This is a genomic window from Streptomyces sp. UNOB3_S3 (assembly GCF_020740895.1).
Classification (GTDB): domain Bacteria; phylum Actinomycetota; class Actinomycetes; order Streptomycetales; family Streptomycetaceae; genus Streptomyces.
In genome coordinates this window covers 1-17,984 of sequence record NZ_JAILXP010000129.1, presented here as the reverse complement: position 1 = coordinate 17,984, position 17,984 = coordinate 1, and the positions used below count along the sequence as shown (strand labels likewise).

The window sequence follows — 17,984 nt, the reverse complement described above, 5'->3', positions numbered from 1 at the left end:
ATGTGCCCGATGTGCGGAGCGGCCTGTACGGTCGCACCGCACAGGTAGATCGAGACACAGCCCGGCACAAGCGGGGAGAAGTCACGGATCTGCCGGGCGCTGGTGTCGTACAGACGAATGCTCACGGTATCGGTGTCCAGGACGAGTTGACGGCGAGCGAAGAGCCGGGCGCTCCCGTGTGCACAGGAGCGCCCGGACTAGTCTCGCCTGAAGCGGACTTGCAGGCGCTGATGTTCAACTGCGCTGTCGTGCAGTCGAACCTGCGCGCCAATGGGGTTACTTGCTGATGTGGCAGCCCTGGGTGCAGACGCTCGTGGTGCAGCCGGCGGCCGAGGGGCAGCCGGGGGTGCACAGCGAGATGCTGGTGATCATCGGGCTGTTGGCGGCCTGCTCGTCGTTCAGAACCTTGGCGTCGAGGTCGAAGTCAGACATCGTCGTGTCCTTTCGTGGGGTACCCGTGCCGGGTCGGCGGGAACGGCCGGTCCGTTCGCCGAGACACAACTTGCCAGGGGGAATTCACGCCTCGATCACACGGCTTTCACGGGGGTCGGGTTGGCCGAAAACGACCCCTGAATGCACCGCAAATGGGGTGTCGGACGTCCGGTTCGCGAACAAACATGCCGCCTACACACAGTTGTTGGCTCATGTCTGGGTGTGACGTGGGCGATACCCCGTTGACCCAAGAAGCGACGTGTGAATAGCGTGTAACGTGCATGTGACCGCCCCATTTGATCAGGTCTGGTCGATTTTGGTGTACCGGCCGCTCTACGGGGTGTTCTGTCGCAACATAAACGGGGTTTGGGGGACGAGTGCCAAATTTGGCATCGGATTGCAAAGGATCATGGAAAGAATCTGAAATCTCCGCATCCACGGCATCGCCGCACTTCGATCTGGATGCGCAATTGACGGTGGACATTCCCGCCCGGCTGCGGGTCAGCGTCCTGGGCCGCTACGAAGTGGCCGGCCGGCCGGTCACCAGCAGCAAGACGATGGAATTCATCACGGCGCTGGCCGTGGCCGGGGGCTCGATGAGCCGCGACGGACTGCACCACCGCATCTACGAACGGGACGTCTCCGCCTCGACGCTGCCCACCCTCGCGTACCGCGCCCGGAAGCTCGGGGTCGACGTGCGCTACGACGCGCCGGTGCGCCGGTACGTCCTGCCCGGGCCCGTGATGGTCGACGCGCTGCTGGTGCTCGGCCTGCTCAAGGCGGGCCGGGTGAGGGGCGCGCTGACGCTCTATCACGGCCCCTGTCTGCCGGAGTGCGACAGTCCGTTCGCGGTCTCCTTACGGCAGACGCTGGAGGACCAACTGGTCCGGTGCGTCCTCGACTCCGGCGACCAGGAGTTGATCAAGGCCGCGAGCCGGCTGATCGACCGGTGGGAGCTGGCGGAGCCGACCGCCGCCGGTGACGATCCGTTCTCCGCCGTGCTGTCCGGCTCCTACCTCCGGAGCATCGGCCTGGCCTCGGTGGACCAGTGATGAAGCTGTCACTGCTGATCCCCACCGTGCCCGCCACCGTCGAACAGGCGGTGCCGTTCGCGCGCTACGTGGCCCACGACTCGCAGCTCTCCCGCCTGTGGCAGGGCCAGAGCTACGGGCTCGAACCCGCCGCGACCTTCGCCTATCTGGCCGGTGCCGGCTACCCGGTCCCGGCCGGGACCTGTGTGCTGGTCACCCCGCTGCGCCATCCGGCCCAGGCCGCGCTGGAGGCCCGTACCGTGGCGGCGGTCACCGGGCAGCCGGCCGTCATGGGGTACGGGCCGGGCAGCCGGGCGATGCAGGCGGCGCGGCTCGGCGCCGCCTACGACAGGCCCGTCGACGCGTCCGCCGAGTTCATCCGCGCCACCCGGAGCTGTCTCGCGCAGCGCTGGGACCCCCCGGCCGGGGATCCCGGACAGGGCGCCCCGCCCGGGTACTTCCATCCGGGCGGGGCGCTGCCGCCGGTGGCCCATCCGCGGGTGCGGCTGGGCCTGGGCGTGCTGCGGCCCGCGATGGCCCGGGCGGCGGGCGAGGTCGCCGACGCCGCGATCACCTGGCTGGCGCCGGCCGGCTACATCCGGGACACCGTGCTGCCGGAGGTGGCCAAGGGGGCGGAGTCCGCGGGCCGCCCCCGCCCCCAGGTCGTCGCGGCCGTGCCGGTGGCCGTGGCGCGGCGCGGGCGCAGCCCCGTCGAGCTGGCCCATCTGTCCGCGGGCGGGCATCTGGTCCTGCCGCACTACGCCGCCATGCTGGCGCGGGCCGGGGTGGACGTACCGGCGAACGATCCGGTGTCCGCCGCACGGGCCCTGATCTCCGGTGGCGGATTCCTCTACGGAAGTCCGTCGGACATCGCCGCCGGGCTGGCCGGATACGCGGCGGCCGGGGTGGACGAAGTGATTCTCAATCTGACCGGCGTGCATTCCTGGTACGGCACGGACGAAACACTGCTGGACCTCAACGACATTCTGGCCGCGACGGTCTCGGCGCATTGGTGACGGGGTACTCATATGGCAAGTTCTGAATACCGGATGGCGGATCGCGTGCTGATCCGCACTCCTGTTCATTCCACTGATTTCTATCCGGACCGGCCCGCGGAGGAAAACCCGCTCGACGGAATTCGCGCGCTCTGGGCGGACGATGTCTTCCGGGAATCCGTCCGGGTGGCCAGTTCGGTGCTGGCCGATCAGGTGGACGCGCTGCTTTCCACCTCCGCCGGGCCATGCGGAGGCGATGGGGACGGCGATCGAAAGAAGCCGGGCGGAAAAGACCGAAAAGAGGCGGACAAAAAGGCCGGGTCCCTGCACCGGGCCCTGCTGAAGTACGCGATCCGCATCGCCACGCGCACCACGCCCTTCGGCGTCTTCGGCGGCAGCACGCTGGCCGGGTTCGGGGACGAGCCGCTGGTCCTGGGCCGGCCCGGCGAGCACCGCAAGCACGCGCGCGTCGGATTCCCCTGGCTCAAACAGCTCACCGACCGCGCCGTCGCCGAACTCGGCGGCCGTATACGCGTGGTGGCCAACCCGACCACGCACCTGTCCGGGGACCGGATCGTGGTCATGGTGAACCCCCAGGCGGCGGACGGAAAGGTCCACGAGACGTCCAGCGTCCGGTACACGCCCCCGGTGCGGCACGTCATGGGGATGGCCGGCCGGCCCGTCACACTCACGGCGATCCGGGAGGGCCTCGGCGAGGCGTTCCCGGACGCTCCCGGTGAGGTCCTGGTCCGCTTCGTCGACGAGCTCGTCGAACGCGGCATCCTCATCCGCGAGTTGACCCCCTCGGCGTTCGACACCGACCCGGCCGCCCGCTGGGCCCGCGCCGGTCTGGACGCCGACGGCGAGGTGGCGGGACGGCTGCGCGCGGCACGGGAGGCTGTCGACGCCTACCGGGCCACTCGCGTCGGCGAGGGAATCGGTGAACTGAACGCCGTGTACGCGGCGTTGCGCACCGACGCCAACGCCACGCAGGAGCAGCTCCAGGTCGATCTGACCCTGGCGATGTCCGGACAGGTACCCGCCGGGGTGGCGCCCAAGGTGGAGGCCGCCGTGAGCGCGATGATCCGCATGTCGCTGCTGTCGGCGCGCTTCCCGGAGCTCCAGCGCCACACCGAACGGTTCGCCGAGGCGTTCGGCCAGACCCTCGTCCCGCTGCACCGCGTGTTCGATCCCGTGCGCGGCATCGGCGCCCCGGCCGGATACCCGGGCTCGTCGCACCGGATGAGCGAGAGCTCGTACGGGGAGGACGAGGTGTTCCTCTTCGGCCGCCGGCTGCGGGCCGAGCTGATCGACCGCGCCCGCCGCACGGGGGAGACCACGGTGCGGATCACCGAGGACGACCTCGCCGCGTTCCCGCCCGCTCCCGGGGCGCCGCCGACGAGCTACGACGTGTTCTTCCAGCTCGACGGAGGCCGGCCCGGCCTCGACGGTGGTGAGCTCGGTGGTGAGCTCGGCCAGGAGGGCGAGGTCCGCATCACCCTCTCCCCGATCGGCGTGGCCATCCCGGCGGGCAAGGCGAGCGGCAGGTTCGCGTACGGCGACCCCTCCGTCGACGCGCACGTCCGCGAGCTGACCGCGGCCGAGAAGGCGGCCCACCCCGACGCGATCCTGTGCGAGCTGGACTACGTCAGCAACCGGGCTCGGGTGAACAACGTGGTCGTCGCGCCCAGCGTCTACGACCACCAACTCAAGGTCACCACCGGCGTGTTCGACGACGACCTCCCGGCTCCCGAGCAGATCGCGTTCGCCGATCTGCTGGTCGGGGCCGACGGCGGCCGGTTCCACCTGGTCCACGCGCCCACCGGGAAGCCGGTGGCCATCCGCACGGCCAACCTCGTCAACCCGGAGATCGCCACCGGCGTCGTCCGGTTCCTCCAGGAACTCGCCCTCGACGGTTCCGTCCGCCCGGCCTGGACCTGGGGCGAGATGGAACCCCTGGTGGACTTCCTGCCAGGGGTGGAGTTCGGCGGGGTGACCCTGTCGCTGCCGACGTGGCGCGTCCCGCCGCTGTCCGGCACGCCCGACGAGCAGGACGAGCGGCTGCGCCGCTGGGCCGTCGAGGCGAAGCTGCCGCAGTACGTGTACATCGGCATGCTGGACAACCGCCTCCTGCTGAACCTGTCCGACCGGATCCACCGCGACCTGCTGCGCCGCGAGGTCGCCGACGGGCACGAGAGCGTCACGGAGGCGCCCGTCCCCGGCCGGATGGGCATCGTCCGCGACCATGACGGCCGGCGGTACGCCAGCGAAGGGGTCTTCTCGGCCGTCGCGCGGCGCCCCGTGCCCGTACCGCCGCCCCCGCCCGCGCCGCGCTTCGACGTCACGGCCGACGCCGTGCGCACCCTGCCGCCGGGCACCGAATGGTGGTATCTGCGGGTTTACGGAGACCGCGAGAAGCAACAGGAGATCCTGACCCGGCTGGCGGCGGGCCTGGCGGACGTCCCGGACCAGTGGTTCCACATCCGCTACGCGGACCCGGACGACCATCTGCGCATCCGGGTGCGTTCCGCGGCGGTGCCGCTCGACCGGGTGCGCGAGCTGATCGGCGGCTGTGTCCGCGACGGTCTGGCGCATCGTTTCTCCGTCGACACCTACGTCCGTGAGCTGGAGCGGTACGGCGGCGTCGACGCGATGCCGGTCGCCGAACGGGTCTTCTGCGCCGAGTCCCGTTTCCTCGCCGCCCACCCGGGGCTGTGCCTGGCGCCGGAGGCGATGGCGGCGGCGTACCGGCTGGAGGAGGACGAGAAGCTCGACGGCACGCTGGGCCGGATCCTGCGGGACGCCGCCCATCTCATGGACCACTACCTGGCGGCCCTGGAGCTCACCGCCGAGGAGACCGACGACCTGCTGGACATCGTCGCGAGCGGCTACCGGTCCGAGTTCGCCTCGGCCGACCCGGGACTCCGCAAGGCGGTACGACCCCTGGTACGACAGCGGCCGTCGGAGGCGGCGGTCGCGGCGGGCCCCCTGCTGCGCGACGCGCTGTCGCCCGACACCCGGGCGCTGAACCGGCTGCTCGCCAAGGACGACAGGCCGTGGCGGCTGCGGGCGATGACCCTGCAGAGCCTTCTGCACATGTTCGCCAACCGGATGGGCCTTCCCCGGAACCGCGAATACCAGGCGCTGTTCCTGCTCGGCGCCGTCAGACGATCCCAGGCCCACAGGGAAGGAGCCCGGCCGTGACCGACCAAGCAACGGTGACCCTCTCACCGCCCCCCTCACTCACCCCTTCACACGCGCCCTCAACCACGCCCTCACTCGCTCTCTCGCCGATCGGCGAGAGGGGCAGGACCGCTGCCGCGGACACCGGCTGGGAGATCCTCCACCGGATGCGCGACCACGCCGGCGACTGGACCGAGCTGACCGTCCCCGACCCGTTCACGGCGGAGCCCCTCAAGGCGTGGCACCCGCTCGGCACGGACCCGGGCGACCTCGGCATGGCCCTGGCGTACTCGGCCGCCGACGAACTGCGCCCGGACGACGGCTGGGACCGGCTGGCCTTCGGGCACGCCAAGCGCCTGATCGAGGCCTACACCCACGCGGTGGACCTCGGAGTGGGGCTGTTCAACGGCACGGCGGGCGTGGCGTACGCGCTGCGCGCCCTCTCGCGCGGCGGTGAGCGCTACCGGCGCGCCCTCCACGACGTGGAGGCCACCCTGATCACCCGCGTCGACGAGCAGCTGGCCGCGCTGCCGCCCTCCGGAGGGCTGGCCAGCAGCGCCTACGACGTGATCTCGGGCCTGGCCGGGGCCGCGATGTACCTGCTGGCCGCCGGGGACGCCGACGAGCGGCGGCGGGACGCGGCCGACCGCATCGTGGAGCAGTTCTGCCGCCTCGTCGTCGTGCCCGCGCCGCTGGGGCTGTGGACGCCGCCGGCCCGGATCACGGAGATCGAGCGCGCCCGGTCCCCCCATCTGCACGACGGTTACCTCAACCTGGGGTTCGCCCACGGCATCCCGGGCGTCGCCTCCGTCCTGGGCGTGGCGGCGGCGCGCGGCTCGGCCGTACCCGGGCTGCCCGAGGCGGTGAGCGCGCTGGGCGGGCTGATCACGGACTGTCTGGTGGAGACCGACTACGGCCCCGACCTGCCCTATTTCCAGCTGCCGCCGGAGCGGCAGGGCGAACAGCGGGGGCTGGCCCGGTCGGCGTGGTGCTACGGGAACCTCGGCGGGGCGGTCGCGCTGGCCAACTGCGCGAGCGTGGACCCGCGCTTCCTCGACACCGCGATCCGGTTGCTGGAGTCCGTCGAGCGGCGGCCGGTGGAGCTGCGGCACATCGACAACCCCTCCCTGTGCCACGGCGTCGCCGGGCAGCTCACCGTCCAGCGCTACATCGCGACGGTGGCCGCCAAGCACGGCCGCCACTGGGCGGGCCCGGACCAGGGGACGCTGGACCGGCTGCTGGCGATGGGCGACCCGGGAGCGGCCTTCGGCATGCGGAACGACAACGTTCCGGGCGCGCGGACGGACTCGCCCGGCTTCCTGACCGGTTCCGGCGGCACCGCGGTGGCCCTGGTGTCCCTGGGCGCCGGCCGGATCACCGGCGCGGAGTACATGCTGTGCGGAGGTGCCCCGTGTTGACCGTCTCCGGTATGTCGATGTCGTACCGCAAGGCCACCACTCCGGTGTTCAGCGAGGTGGACTTCACCGTTCCCGCCGGCCGGCTCGTGCCCGTGCTCGGGTCGAACGGGGCCGGCAAGACCACGCTCCTGAAGATCCTGTGCGGCCTGATCACGCCCGGCGCGGGCAGCGTGACCGTCCAGGGCGAGGACGTCGTGCGCCGGCCCGTGGCCGCGCGGGCGCACCTGGGCGTCTCCCTCTACCCGGAGCGCAGCTTCTCCTTCCGGCTGACCTGTACGCAGAACCTGCGGTACTACGCGTCGCTGCGCAATCTCTTCGGCGCTGAGGCCAAGCGGGAGATCGCCGGGCTGCTGGAGCGGGTGGGGCTCGCGGAGTACGCCGACACGCAGTTCATGCGGCTGTCGCTGGGGCAGCGCAAACGCCTGGGGATGGCACGGGCGTTGCTGGGGAGCCCGTTCCTGCTCCTGCTCGACGAGCCGACGGCGAACCTCGACACCCAGAACGTCGCACGGTTCCACGAGATCATCGCGGAACACGCCGAGGGCGGTGGCTCGGTGCTGTTCTCCACGCACACCGAGGGGGATCTGGAAAAGGCCACGGACCGGTTTCTGAGGATCGAGGACAGCCGCGTTCTTTCGCTGCCGAAACCGGAACCGGAAGCGGAGCCCGTGTCGGAGTCCGAGTCCGTGTCCGAGTCCGTGTCCGAGTCCGGGAACGTGGCGGAACCGAAGACCCTCCAGGAGGCGCAGTGAGCGCAGTGAACACCGTGCGGCAGTTCGGGGTCCACGTACTCCAGATCTATTGGGAGCGCCGCTCGTACAGGACCGCCATCGCGCTGGGCACCGTCACGTCCTTGATCTCCTTCGTGCAGTTCCTCCTCATGGGCAAGTTCCTCCAGGACGGCAACACGTTCGCGGGAATTCAGGGATACGGCGGCAACATCATCAGTTTCCTGATGTCCGGGTCGGTGTTCACCGGCTTCGTCGCCGTCAGTCTCGGCGCGTTCAGCAACCATCTCCAGACGGAGCAGCGGACGGGCACGCTGGAATCGGTGGTGGTGATGCCGGTGCCGCTGCCGCGGGTCATGCTGTACTCCGGCGCCGTCGGGCTGATCGGCACGACGCTCGGTTCCGTGGTCATGTTCGGTGTGTTCGGCGCGATCTTCGACATCCCGGTCTCGGTGAACCTGCTCGCCACGATCGCCGTTCTGGCGCTGCTGGTCGTCACGTTGGGGAGTTTCGGGCTGGCGGGCTGCGGGGTCCTGCTCATCACCAAGCGCGGTGATCCGGTGCGCTGGGGCATCACCACGCTGACGACGCTGCTGTCGGGCGTGATGTACCCGATCTCGATCCTTCCCGGGTGGCTCCAGTCCGTGGCGTGGGCGCTGCCCACCACGCAGGCGCTGGACGGGATCCGCAAGTCGCTCCTGGTGGACGCCGGTCTGTCGCAGGTGGCGCCGTCGCTGCTGCACATGGCGATCTGGTCGGCGGTGATGCTGCCCATCGGGCTGATCACGTTCTCCGTGGGCATGTCCCGTGCCAGACAGGCGGGTTCGATCGGCGAATACTGATCGCCTACGCATGTCATGAACTGCTATGGTGCGTAGCATGTCGTCGTGGAGAGGTACTCGGGGCCAGGGCCTGGCCGGGCACTTCGGGCCGCTTGAGCTGGCGATCCTGGATGTCATGTGGTCGTCGGGTTCGTCGAGCTCGTCGGGCGAGATGGATGTGAGCGCCTGCGCCCGGCGGCTCGACGGCGGCCAGGCGTACACCACCGTCAAGACGGTGATGGAGCGCCTGGTGATCAAGGAGCTGCTGGCCCGCCGCAAGGAAGGGCGCCAGTACGTGTACTGGGCGCGTTCCTCCCGGCGCGAGGTCGAGCAGCGCGTGGCGGCCGAGCAGGTGCGCCAGGTGGTCGACGGCTTCGGTGACCTCGCCGTGGCGAACTTCGTCCGGACGGTGAGCGGCGATGCCGACCAGCTCGCGCAGGTGCGCGCGTTGCTGGCCGGCATCGCCGACCCGTCCGGCGCCAGCAACGATGAATCCGAGGGCACGGCGGGGGTTTCCGCGTGAACATGAGCTGGCTGGGCTATCCACAGGTGCTGCTCGCCTGGTGGTGTCCCCTGGTCGCCGTCGGTCTGTGGCACGCGCTGCGCCGGCTGTCGGTGCGGTTACCCGCCAGGGAACGGTTCGTCCTCGCGGTGGGGCTCGCGGTGACGCCCCTGCTGGCGACGGCTGTTCCCTATATGCCGCACAGCCCGTTGCGCGACGCGCTGCCGTGGCGGGCGCCGATGGCCTGGGGCATCAGCAACGGCATCACGGACATCGACGGACAGCATGTGCTGCAGGCCCTGGGGGCGCAGCTGATGCTCGCGGCGTCGGTCGTGCCGCTGGCCTCGATCGCCGTGTCGTTCGTCGCCGGGGCGATCCAGGTGGCGCGCACGGGGCGGACGGTGGCGCTGCTCGCGCCGCAGCAGTGCGGCGACGTCTGGGTCGTGCACGGCGAGGGCCAGGTCGAGCAGAGCCTGGCGAGCACGGTGGGCCTGGTGCGGCCCCGCATCATCCTCGGCTCCGCGGTGGCGGACTCCTCGGACGCCTCCGCGATCATCGAGCACGAACGCGCCCACGCACAGGCGCGCCACCCCCTGTGGATCTTCCTGGCCACCTGTGCTCTGCGGTCGTGGTGGTGGATTCCCGGCCGGAAGGCGGTCCTCGCCGAGGTGCGGCTCACCGCCGAGCTGTGGGCCGACCAGAACGCCCGCGAGGCCGACGGCGCCGCCGCTGTGGCGAAGGCGCTGTGCGCCCAGATAGAGGCCAAGTCCCGGCCGTCCCGCCCGGATCTCTCGTCCACGGGGATCGGCGGTGTCGGCGGTGTCGGCGGCGTCAGCACCGTCGGCACCGGGTTCCTCGACCCCGGGATCGAACTCGCCCATCGTGCGCGGGCACTGGCGGCGCCGCCCCGGGTGATGCCGGTGTGGCAGGCGTGGTCGGTGCGGATCGCGACGGCGGCGCTGGTGAGCACCGTGAGCATCCTGCTGTGAGGCCTGTGATGCCCATGGCGCCTGTGACGCCGTTTTCCTCAACAGACTTGAGCTTGTCGTAAAGAAAATCACGTGTGTGGCGGGGCATCCCCACACCCACAAGTGCTACGCCATGTAGCAGAAGAAGGGAGAGGTCATGTATTCGGCGGCGATTCCGGTGATCGAGACCCGGGGCCTGTCCAAGGCCTTCCGGCGCTCGACGGCGGTCGACTCCGTGGACCTCACCGTGCGGCCGGGCCGGATCTACGGCCTGCTGGGCCCCAACGGCGCGGGCAAGTCCACCACCCTGAAGATGATCCTGGGCCTGTTACCCCCCAGTGCCGGAGAGGTGCGGCTGTTCGGTCAGCCGTGGAGCCGGCCCGCGCTGTCCCGCATCGGCGCGAGCATCAACGGCCCCAGCTTCTACGGTCATCTGTCCGCCCGGCAGAACCTCATGGTCCACGGCCACCTCCTCGGCGTCCCCGAGGCCGAGGTCGACCGGGTGCTGGCCTCGGTCGAGCTGGACCCCTCGGACCGGAAGAAGGCCAAGAGCTTCTCCACCGGTATGAAGGGCCGCCTCGCCCTGGCCATCGCCATGCTGGGCAACCCGGACGTCCTCATCCTGGACGAACCGCAGAACGGCCTCGACCCGGAGGGCATCGCCGCCCTGCGCACGACGCTGCGCCGCTTCACCGACACCGGCCGCACCATCGTGCTCTCCAGCCATCTGCTGGGCGAAGTCGCCTCCGTCGCCGACGACATCGGCCTGATCGCCCAGGGCCGCCTCCGCTACCAGGGCCAGCTCGCCGACCTCGCGCCCGACGGCGACCTGGAACGCGCCTACTTCACCCTGACCGGCGCCGGGCACGGGGCTGGGGCGATGACCGCATGACCACCGCACTGTCCCCGGCCCCCGTACCGGGTCTGCCCGCGACGCTCCGGGCGGAGTTCGCCATCTGGCGGCGCAGCTCCGTGACGTATCTGCCCCTGGGCGGACTGGCGTTCGGGCTCGTGAACACCGCGCTGTACGTCTCCACCGGGTCCGCCCAGGCCGGTTCCGGAAAGACCTGGCACGACCTGCTCGGCTACCAGAACCTGTGGGCGATGTTCGTCGGCCCCATGCTCACCGCGCTGCTGGTGGCCACCGCCACCCGCGTCGACGACGTCTCCCGGGGCGGGTCCACCTGGTACCGGCCCGTGAACCCGCTCTACCGGCACGTCAGCCGGTTCACCGTCCTGGCCCTGCGCTCGCTCCTGCTCAACGTGCTGGGCGGCGCCACCCCGCTGCTGCTCGTCGGGCTGATGAACTCCGCGCAACGGGTCCCCTTCGGCCACGCGCTCCAGGCCGTCATAGTGCCCTGGCTGTCGCAACTCGGCATGCTGGCGCTGCTCTTGTGGGTGGCCCGGCAGACGCGGTGGGCGATCGTGCTCGGCGTGGGATTCGCCTGGACGATGCTGGCCGTCGTGAACGCCGAGTCCGCGGCCTGGATAGCCCTGCCGTTCACCTGGCTGGACCGCGGCGCGCTGCCGGTGATCGGCACCCACGCCAACGGCGTGGCCCTGGACGCCCATTCCGCGCTCGCCGAGGCCTCTCCGTGGCCGCCCACGATCCTGGGCGCGCTGCTGGCCGTGCCTTTCCTGCTGCTGCCGCACCTGCGCATGCCGGGTGCCCGGGGCGCGCGTACGGCTCGTACAGCCAGGCACCGTACGACGCCCGCGCGGGCGGCGGGTACGGCGTCGGACGTGGCCGCCGCCCTGGCCGTCCGCCCGGGCACCCCCAGGATCCTGCCGGCCGTCGCGGGCATGCTGCGCGGCACGGCGCTGACGTGGATGTGCCCGGCGACGGTCGGCCTGATCGCCCTGTGGCTGTCCTGGCACGACCCGAACGTGAGCATCCAGCTGTTCACGCTGCTGATCCTGCCCATCGGGACGCTGGTGCTGGGCCTGGTGGCGTGGAGCGCCGTCGGCCAGGGGTGGCGGGCGGTCGCCTCCCGCTCCACCGGCGCGGCGAGGCCGGCGCTCGCGCTCGCGGGCATCACGGTCGGCATCGCGGTCGCGATGTCCGTGGTGATCGCCCTCGTGTATCTGGCGGCGGGCATCCCGGGCGGCCACGCCTGGCCCCTCGCGCTCACCGGCGCGGCGGTCGGCGGCATGCTCACCTCGTTCAGCCTGTGGCTGGCCATCCGCACGTCGCAGGCGGTGGCGGTCGTGGTCGGGATCATCGGGATCCTCATCGGCGTGCTGGTCGGCGGCACGACCATGCAGCAGACGCTGTGGCCGGTGATCCCCTACTCCTGGGCGAACTACCTCGACCTGCACCGCATGTCGCTCACCGTTCCCGTCAGCATCGCGGCCATCGCCCTCTTCACCTTCGGCATCACTCACGCGGCACGAAAGGCGGCGGGAAACTCATGATCACTCGTACTCGCGGGACGAGGGTCCGCGCACTGGCCCTGGCGGCCGGGGTGCTGACCGGCGCCGTACTCGTCACGGGCTGCTCCGAGGAGCGTGACGCCGTCCTGAAGTGGCCGGGCGCCGAGAGCAACCCGCAGGCGGTCACCGCCGACCAGTTCGGCGCCGCGTGGCCGCTGAAGCCCGACAAGGGGAAGGTGGCCTGCAACACGACGCCGTACAGCGGTTTCGCCATCACCTTCACGGCGCCCGACGGCAAGGTCTACGCCCTCAACAACGTCGCCCACGACGAGAAGGGCTACCCGAGCGTCGACGAGATCAAGGGCAACTCGGGAAAGATGTGGCGCCTTCGTTCGTTCGGCATGCAGATCTGTTCCCTCGAACGCGCCCGCAACATGCGCTCGACCCCACCGGCGACCCCGCCGCAGACCCACGCCCCGACCCCGCCCGCCACGACGAACCCCTGAGGTCCGGTCCCTGAGCCACCACCCCAGGCGGTGACCCCGGAGAGAGCCCACCGACCGGGCACCCCCGTCTCTCCGGCCCCGCCCGTGGAAGCCCCCTCCGCCCCGTCACGACGCGGGCGGAGGGGGCTTCCTGGCACGGCGGTGTTCGTGCTGACGACGTTTTTGTTATGGACTAGTAAACCTCGGGGATCTTCTCCTTCATTCCAGTTGACCCGCGCCCGGAGCTCACAGGGAGCATGTCGTCGGTTGACTTCCCGTCATACGTGAAGCGGAGGAACTTTAGCCGTTCGCCCTTGGCGTGAGCGTTCCACGCTTTTACTGTGGTTCCATAAAGAACGGTTTTATCGCGGTAGGTGAGGGATCGGTCCATGCGCGCAATGGCCCTGTTTCGCAGGAGGAGGACGGGGTCACCCTTTGTCATGTCCTCTCCGGTGATCATTTTCTCTGCGAACGAGTCGATGGCCTCCGGGGCCTTTCCTCGAGAGGCCTGAGCCAATACTGCCAGCATGTTTGTCGAAGAGCTCCCGCAAGCTCTGTAAATGCGAGTTGCGATGCTGGCGTATTCCTTCAGCTCGGGCCATTGGTCGACGGCCTCGAAGATCACGTCGTTGTCGAAGTTCCCGCGATACATGAGCGAGGCTTCACCTCCCTTCGCTCGGCAGGATTCAGCGAAAAGGATGATTCTTGCCGCGCCCATGATGATATTGGCATTGGACACGTGCATGAACTGTGAGGCGACTCGCCCGTATCCCGTGTCGATTACGGAGAAAGTCGACGGGTCGGCTCCTACGTCAACCCTCATTGGAACCACGGTCTTGGACTGTACGACAGCGTGAAGCCGATGCTGGCCGTCGATCAGGTTGTCGTTTTCGTCGAAGGCGATCGACTGGTGAGTGAGCTTCCAGCGACCTTCGGACATTGCCGCAGCGTATCGCTTTACGCGGGGTGCGGACCGTTTTCTGTTCTTGGTCGTGTTCCTCCCCAGCCACTTCGAAGCCAGATCTGCGTCGATCCAATATTCGCCGGATCGTACCGGCACGCCGTTTTCGTTGAGGATGGGAACGCGGAATGAATACTTATTTTGGTCGCTTTCGTCTGCCGTCATGTGCACGAGTGAACCACGTGTCAGGAATGAGAGAAGCGATTCTTTGGCGGAAGTCCGGTGGCTATGACCCTATTTCCGGCAATTTAAGACGCCTGATATTCAGTCGTTCGAGTGACTCCCAGATGGTCAAGCGCTGTGGCTGGTGGCAGATGCGAGGTTCGCGCAAGGCTCGACAATCTTTGGTCAGTAGTCCAGCAGCGGATACCAGTCGCCGCGGCCGCCCGGCGTCAGGTCCAGGAGGTGCCAGACGGGGCTGAGGAGGTCGATGCCGCGCTCCTGGATGTCCTCCGCCAGCCGGGGGTGGGCGGAGTAGGCGTGGCGGACGGTGCCGTCGGCGTCCCGGGTGAAGACGGAGACGGTCGAGTCCTGCGCACCGTCCTCGTCCTCGCTGCCGAGGTCGTATTTGAAGGCGCTGTCCCCGCAGCTCAGCAGCCGCAGCCGGGACCAGCCGCGCCGGCGCGCGTGCTCCCGCAGAACGGGCGGGTCGGCGGCCGCCGCGATGACGAAGTCGGCGTTCCGCGCGATGTGGTGGGCGACGCCGTTGTAGCCGTCGATCCACATGGTGCACATCGGGCACGGCTCGGTCTGCCGTTTGCCGTACATGAAGTGGTAGACGATCAACGGCCGTTCCGGGGCGCTGAACAGATCGCTCAGGGCGACCTCCCGGACGGGCGCGTCACCCGCGTCCAGATCGGCGGGGCCCTCGATGAAGACGTAGTCGTCGACCGGCGTCCCCTGGGGGAGCGCCCGTCGCTGGGCCGCGACCCTCTCGCGGTGACGCATGAGCTCGATCTCGGCGAGCCGGAGCTCCTCCCGGGCGGCGAGGTACTCCGCGGATTCGCCGGGCAATCGGGTGTGCCGCAACATCGGGTCCTCCTGGGTGGATGCCCCGAGGCCCAAAATTACCGGTATGTGCCGCCCGCCACATTTCGACAGGCAGACGGCCATGCGGAACGCCGAAGGCCCCGACCGGTGGACCGGTCGGGGCCTCGCGCCGGCCCTGGTCGGGCCGGTCCGTCAGGTGAAGCGGCGGAGCCGGAGGCTGTTGGTGACGACGAAGACCGAGGAGAAGGCCATCGCGGCGCCGGCGATCATCGGGTTGAGCATGCCGGCCGCGGCCAGCGGGAGGGCGGCGATGTTGTAGCCGAAGGCCCAGAAGAGGTTGCCCTTGATGGTGCCGAGGGTGCGGCGGGAGAGGCGGATGGCGTCGGCGGCCACGAGGAGGTCGCCGCGGACGAGGGTGAGGTCGCCGGCCTCGATGGCGGCGTCGGTGCCGGTGCCCATGGCCAGGCCGAGGTCGGCGGTGGCGAGGGCGGCCGCGTCGTTGACGCCGTCGCCGACCATGGCGACCGAACGGCCCTCGGCCTGAAGGCGCTTGACGACATCGACCTTGTCCTGCGGCAGGACCTCGGCGAACACCTCGTCGATGCCCACCTCGCGGGCGACGGACTCGGCGACGGCCTTGTTGTCACCGGTCAGCAGGACGGGGGTGAGGCCGAGGCGGCGCAGTTCGGCGACCGCCCGGGCGCTGGTGTCCTTGACGGCGTCGGCGACGGTCAGGACGCCACGGGCCTCGCCGTCCCAGGCGACGGCCACGGCGGTGCGGCCCTCGGCCTCGGCGGCCGCCTTGGCGGCGGCGAGCTCGGTGGGCAGCTCGATGACCCTCCCCCAAGGACCTCCGACAGGCTCCGGTCCAGGGGGTGCCCCCATGGCCAGGAGCTTCTCCCGCCCGACCAGGACCGCGTGCCCGTCGACGACGCCCTGGACGCCGAGCCCGGCGATGTTCTCGAAGCTCTGGGGGACCGGCAGCGTTCCGGTGCGGGCGGCGGCACCGTCGGCTATGGCACGGGCGATGGGGTGCTCGGAGGCGTGCTCCAGGGCCCCGGCCAGCCGCAGGAGGTCGTGCTCGGTGACGCCGGGGGCGGTGATGACGTCGTGGAGGGCCATGCGGCCGGTGGTGACGGTGCCGGTCTTGTCGAGGACGACGGTGTCGACGCGGCGGGTGGACTCCAGGACCTCGGGGCCCTTGATGAGGATGCCGAGCTGGGCGCCGCGTCCGGTGCCGACCATGAGGGCGGTGGGCGTGGCCAGGCCCAGGGCGCACGGGCAGGCGATGATCAGCACGGCGACGGCGGCGGTGAACGCGGCGGTGGCGTCGCCGGTGGTGAACAGCCAGGTCAGCAGCGTGCCCAGGGCGATGAGCAGGACGACGGGGACGAAGACGCCGGAGATGCGGTCGGCCAGGCGCTGTACGGCTGCCTTGCCGTTCTGCGCGTCCTCCACCAGCTTGGCCATGCGGGCCAGTTGGGTGTCGGCGCCGATGCGGGTCGCCCGGACGACGAGGCGGCCGGAGGTGTTGACGGTGGCGCCGGTGACCGCGTCGCCGACCGTGACGTCGACGGGCACGGACTCGCCGGTCAGCATGGAGGCGTCGACGGCGGAGCCGCCTTCGACGACGGTGCCGTCGGTGGCGATCTTCTCGCCGGGACGGACGACGAAGCGGTCGCCGACCGCCAGCTCCCCCACGGGCACCCGGACTTCACGCCCGTCGCGCAGGACGGCCACGTCCTTGGCGCCCAGCTCCAGCAGGGCGCGCAGCGCGGCGCCCGCCTTGCGCTTGGACTTCGCCTCCAGGTAGCGGCCGGCCAGGATGAAGGCGGTCACGCCGGCCGCCGCCTCCAGGTAGATGGAGGAGGCGCCGTCGGAGCGGGAGACGGTGAGGTCGAAGCCGTGCCGCATGCCCGGCATCCCCGCGTGACCGAAGAACAGCGCCCACAGCGACCAGCCGAGCGCGGCGAGCGTGCCGATCGACACCAGGGTGTCCATGGTGGCGGCGCCGTGCCGGGCGTTGGTCCAGGCCGCCTTGTGGAAGGGGAGCGCGCCCCACACCACGACGGGCGCGGCGAGCGTCAGCGAGAGCCACTGCCAGTTGTCGAACTGGAGCGGCGGCACCATGGCCATCAGCACCACCGGCACCGACAGCAGCAGCGACACCAGCAGCCGCTGACGCAGCGCGCCGGTCTCCCCGCCGCGGTCGTCGCCCGCGCCGTCGCGGGCCTCCGCGGGAGCGCCCGCCTCGGCCGCGGCGGCCGAGGCGGCCGGCTCGGGCGGCTCCTGGGCGGTGTAGCCGGTCTTCTCGACGGTCGCGATGAGGTCGGCGACCGCCACCCCCGCACCGTAGGAGACCTTGGCCTTCTCGGTGGCGAAGTTGACCGTCGCGGTGACGCCGTCCATGCGGTTGAGCTTCTTCTCGATGCGCGCGGCGCACGAGGCGCAGGTCATGCCGCCGATGGAGAGCTCGACCGCGGCGGTGGCCGTGGTGGCCGCCGCGGCGGCCGTTGCGGTGGCCGTCGTGGCGGGCGTCGGGGCGGGTGCCGGGGCCTTCTCGGGAGCGGTGCTGGTCATGGCTGTGGGTCTCCTGGAGGAGGGCCGGGCCGTGCGGCTGCCATATCAGTGGGGCGGCACGACCCGGCGGGGAAATACCGGGGAGGGGTACCGGGTGACTCAGACGCGGCCGGCGAGCTCGTAGCCCGCCTCGTCCACGGCGGCGCGCACGGCCTCGTCGTCCAGCGGGCCGGTGGAGGCCACGGTGACCAGGCCGGTGGCGGCCACGGCCTTGACGGAGACCACGCCGGCCAGGGCGGACACCTCCTGCGAGATCGCGCCCTCGCAGTGGCCGCAGGTCATGCCGGTCACCTTGTAGACGGTGGTGACGCCGGAGTTCGTCTGGGAGGTCATGGCCACTTCCTTCGGGACGGGACGGGACACGGGGTGCGTGCGATGCCTTGCGGGGGAGATGTTGGGCGGGTGCCCGGCATCTCCTTCCGACGAGAAGAACGATATACCCCCCAGGGGTATTTCGGAAGGGTGAATGTGCGGTGCGAAGGCGAAGGCGAAGGCGAGGGCGGGGGCGGGGGCGGTG

General features: G+C 70.4%; 16 protein-coding genes. 11 read left to right on the top strand and 5 right to left on the bottom strand.

Annotation, left to right across the window (positions count from 1 at the left end; all coding sequences use genetic code 11):
• Positions 1 to 276 precede the first annotated feature (276 nt).
• Complete coding sequence (locus tag K6I33_RS16210) at positions 277 to 432, bottom strand: gallidermin/nisin family lantibiotic (protein WP_126915190.1); 156 nt, start codon at positions 430 to 432, stop codon at positions 277 to 279.
• Between the two features lie 470 nt (positions 433 to 902).
• On the opposite strand from K6I33_RS16210, the gene K6I33_RS16205 reads away from it, so the two are divergent.
• The 11 genes from K6I33_RS16205 (at position 903) to K6I33_RS16155 (ending at position 12,957) form a co-directional block, all read left to right on the top strand.
• Positions 903 to 1,484: a hypothetical protein gene (locus tag K6I33_RS16205; protein ID WP_229352496.1), complete on the top strand. Its 582-nt coding sequence runs from the start codon at positions 903 to 905 to the stop codon at positions 1,482 to 1,484.
• Complete coding sequence (locus tag K6I33_RS16200) at positions 1,484 to 2,479, top strand: LLM class flavin-dependent oxidoreductase (protein ID WP_229352494.1); 996 nt, start codon at positions 1,484 to 1,486, stop codon at positions 2,477 to 2,479. The genes K6I33_RS16205 and K6I33_RS16200 overlap by 1 nt, the downstream gene beginning before the upstream one ends.
• 12 nt (positions 2,480 to 2,491) lie before the next feature.
• Positions 2,492 to 5,662, top strand: coding sequence for a lantibiotic dehydratase (locus K6I33_RS16195; protein WP_229352491.1), 3,171 nt, complete (start codon positions 2,492 to 2,494; stop codon positions 5,660 to 5,662).
• A 146-nt stretch (positions 5,663 to 5,808) separates the two neighbouring features.
• Positions 5,809 to 7,059 carry a lanthionine synthetase C family protein gene (locus K6I33_RS16190; RefSeq protein WP_229352487.1) on the top strand — a complete coding sequence of 417 codons (1,251 nt, stop codon included), beginning with the start codon at positions 5,809 to 5,811 and terminating at the stop codon, positions 7,057 to 7,059.
• Complete coding sequence (gene ccmA / locus K6I33_RS16185) at positions 7,056 to 7,811, top strand: heme ABC exporter ATP-binding protein CcmA (protein ID WP_229352482.1); 756 nt, start codon at positions 7,056 to 7,058, stop codon at positions 7,809 to 7,811. Before K6I33_RS16190 ends, ccmA begins: the two co-directional genes overlap by 4 nt.
• Before the next feature lie 101 nt (positions 7,812 to 7,912).
• Positions 7,913 to 8,629, top strand: coding sequence for an ABC transporter permease (locus K6I33_RS16180; protein WP_229352475.1), 717 nt, complete (start codon positions 7,913 to 7,915; stop codon positions 8,627 to 8,629).
• 37 nt (positions 8,630 to 8,666) lie between these two features.
• Complete coding sequence (locus K6I33_RS16175; RefSeq protein WP_229352473.1) at positions 8,667 to 9,131, top strand: BlaI/MecI/CopY family transcriptional regulator; 465 nt, start codon at positions 8,667 to 8,669, stop codon at positions 9,129 to 9,131.
• A complete protein-coding gene (locus tag K6I33_RS16170) occupies positions 9,128 to 10,099 on the top strand; it encodes a hypothetical protein (RefSeq protein ID WP_229352465.1) in 972 nt (323 codons plus the stop codon). The genes K6I33_RS16175 and K6I33_RS16170 overlap by 4 nt, the downstream gene beginning before the upstream one ends.
• Positions 10,100 to 10,235: 136 nt before the next feature.
• Positions 10,236 to 10,970: an ABC transporter ATP-binding protein gene (locus K6I33_RS16165; RefSeq protein ID WP_229352462.1), complete on the top strand. Its 735-nt coding sequence runs from the start codon at positions 10,236 to 10,238 to the stop codon at positions 10,968 to 10,970.
• Complete coding sequence (locus K6I33_RS16160) at positions 10,967 to 12,493, top strand: hypothetical protein (RefSeq protein ID WP_229352460.1); 1,527 nt, start codon at positions 10,967 to 10,969, stop codon at positions 12,491 to 12,493. Before K6I33_RS16165 ends, K6I33_RS16160 begins: the two co-directional genes overlap by 4 nt.
• Positions 12,490 to 12,957 (top strand): hypothetical protein, encoded by a 468-nt coding sequence (locus K6I33_RS16155; protein ID WP_229352454.1) that lies wholly within the window; start codon positions 12,490 to 12,492, stop codon positions 12,955 to 12,957. Before K6I33_RS16160 ends, K6I33_RS16155 begins: the two co-directional genes overlap by 4 nt.
• A 172-nt stretch (positions 12,958 to 13,129) precedes the next feature.
• Here K6I33_RS16155 and K6I33_RS16150 read toward each other — a convergent pair whose 3' ends face one another.
• The 4 genes from K6I33_RS16150 to K6I33_RS16135 all read right to left on the bottom strand — a co-directional run bounded on the left by K6I33_RS16150 (position 13,130) and on the right by K6I33_RS16135 (position 17,800).
• Positions 13,130 to 14,062: a hypothetical protein gene (locus tag K6I33_RS16150; RefSeq protein ID WP_229352452.1), complete on the bottom strand. Its 933-nt coding sequence runs from the start codon at positions 14,060 to 14,062 to the stop codon at positions 13,130 to 13,132.
• Positions 14,063 to 14,245: 183 nt separating this feature from the next.
• Positions 14,246 to 14,929, bottom strand: coding sequence for a DUF899 family protein (locus K6I33_RS16145; RefSeq protein WP_229352450.1), 684 nt, complete (start codon positions 14,927 to 14,929; stop codon positions 14,246 to 14,248).
• A gap of 150 nt (positions 14,930 to 15,079) precedes the next feature.
• Entirely contained in the window at positions 15,080 to 17,467 is a 2,388-nt protein-coding gene (locus K6I33_RS16140) for a cation-translocating P-type ATPase (protein WP_229352449.1), read from the bottom strand.
• 99 nt (positions 17,468 to 17,566) lie between these two features.
• On the bottom strand, positions 17,567 to 17,800 hold the full coding sequence (locus tag K6I33_RS16135; protein WP_229352444.1) for a heavy-metal-associated domain-containing protein: 234 nt from the start codon (positions 17,798 to 17,800) through the stop codon (positions 17,567 to 17,569).
• Between the last annotated feature and the right edge of the window lie 184 nt (positions 17,801 to 17,984).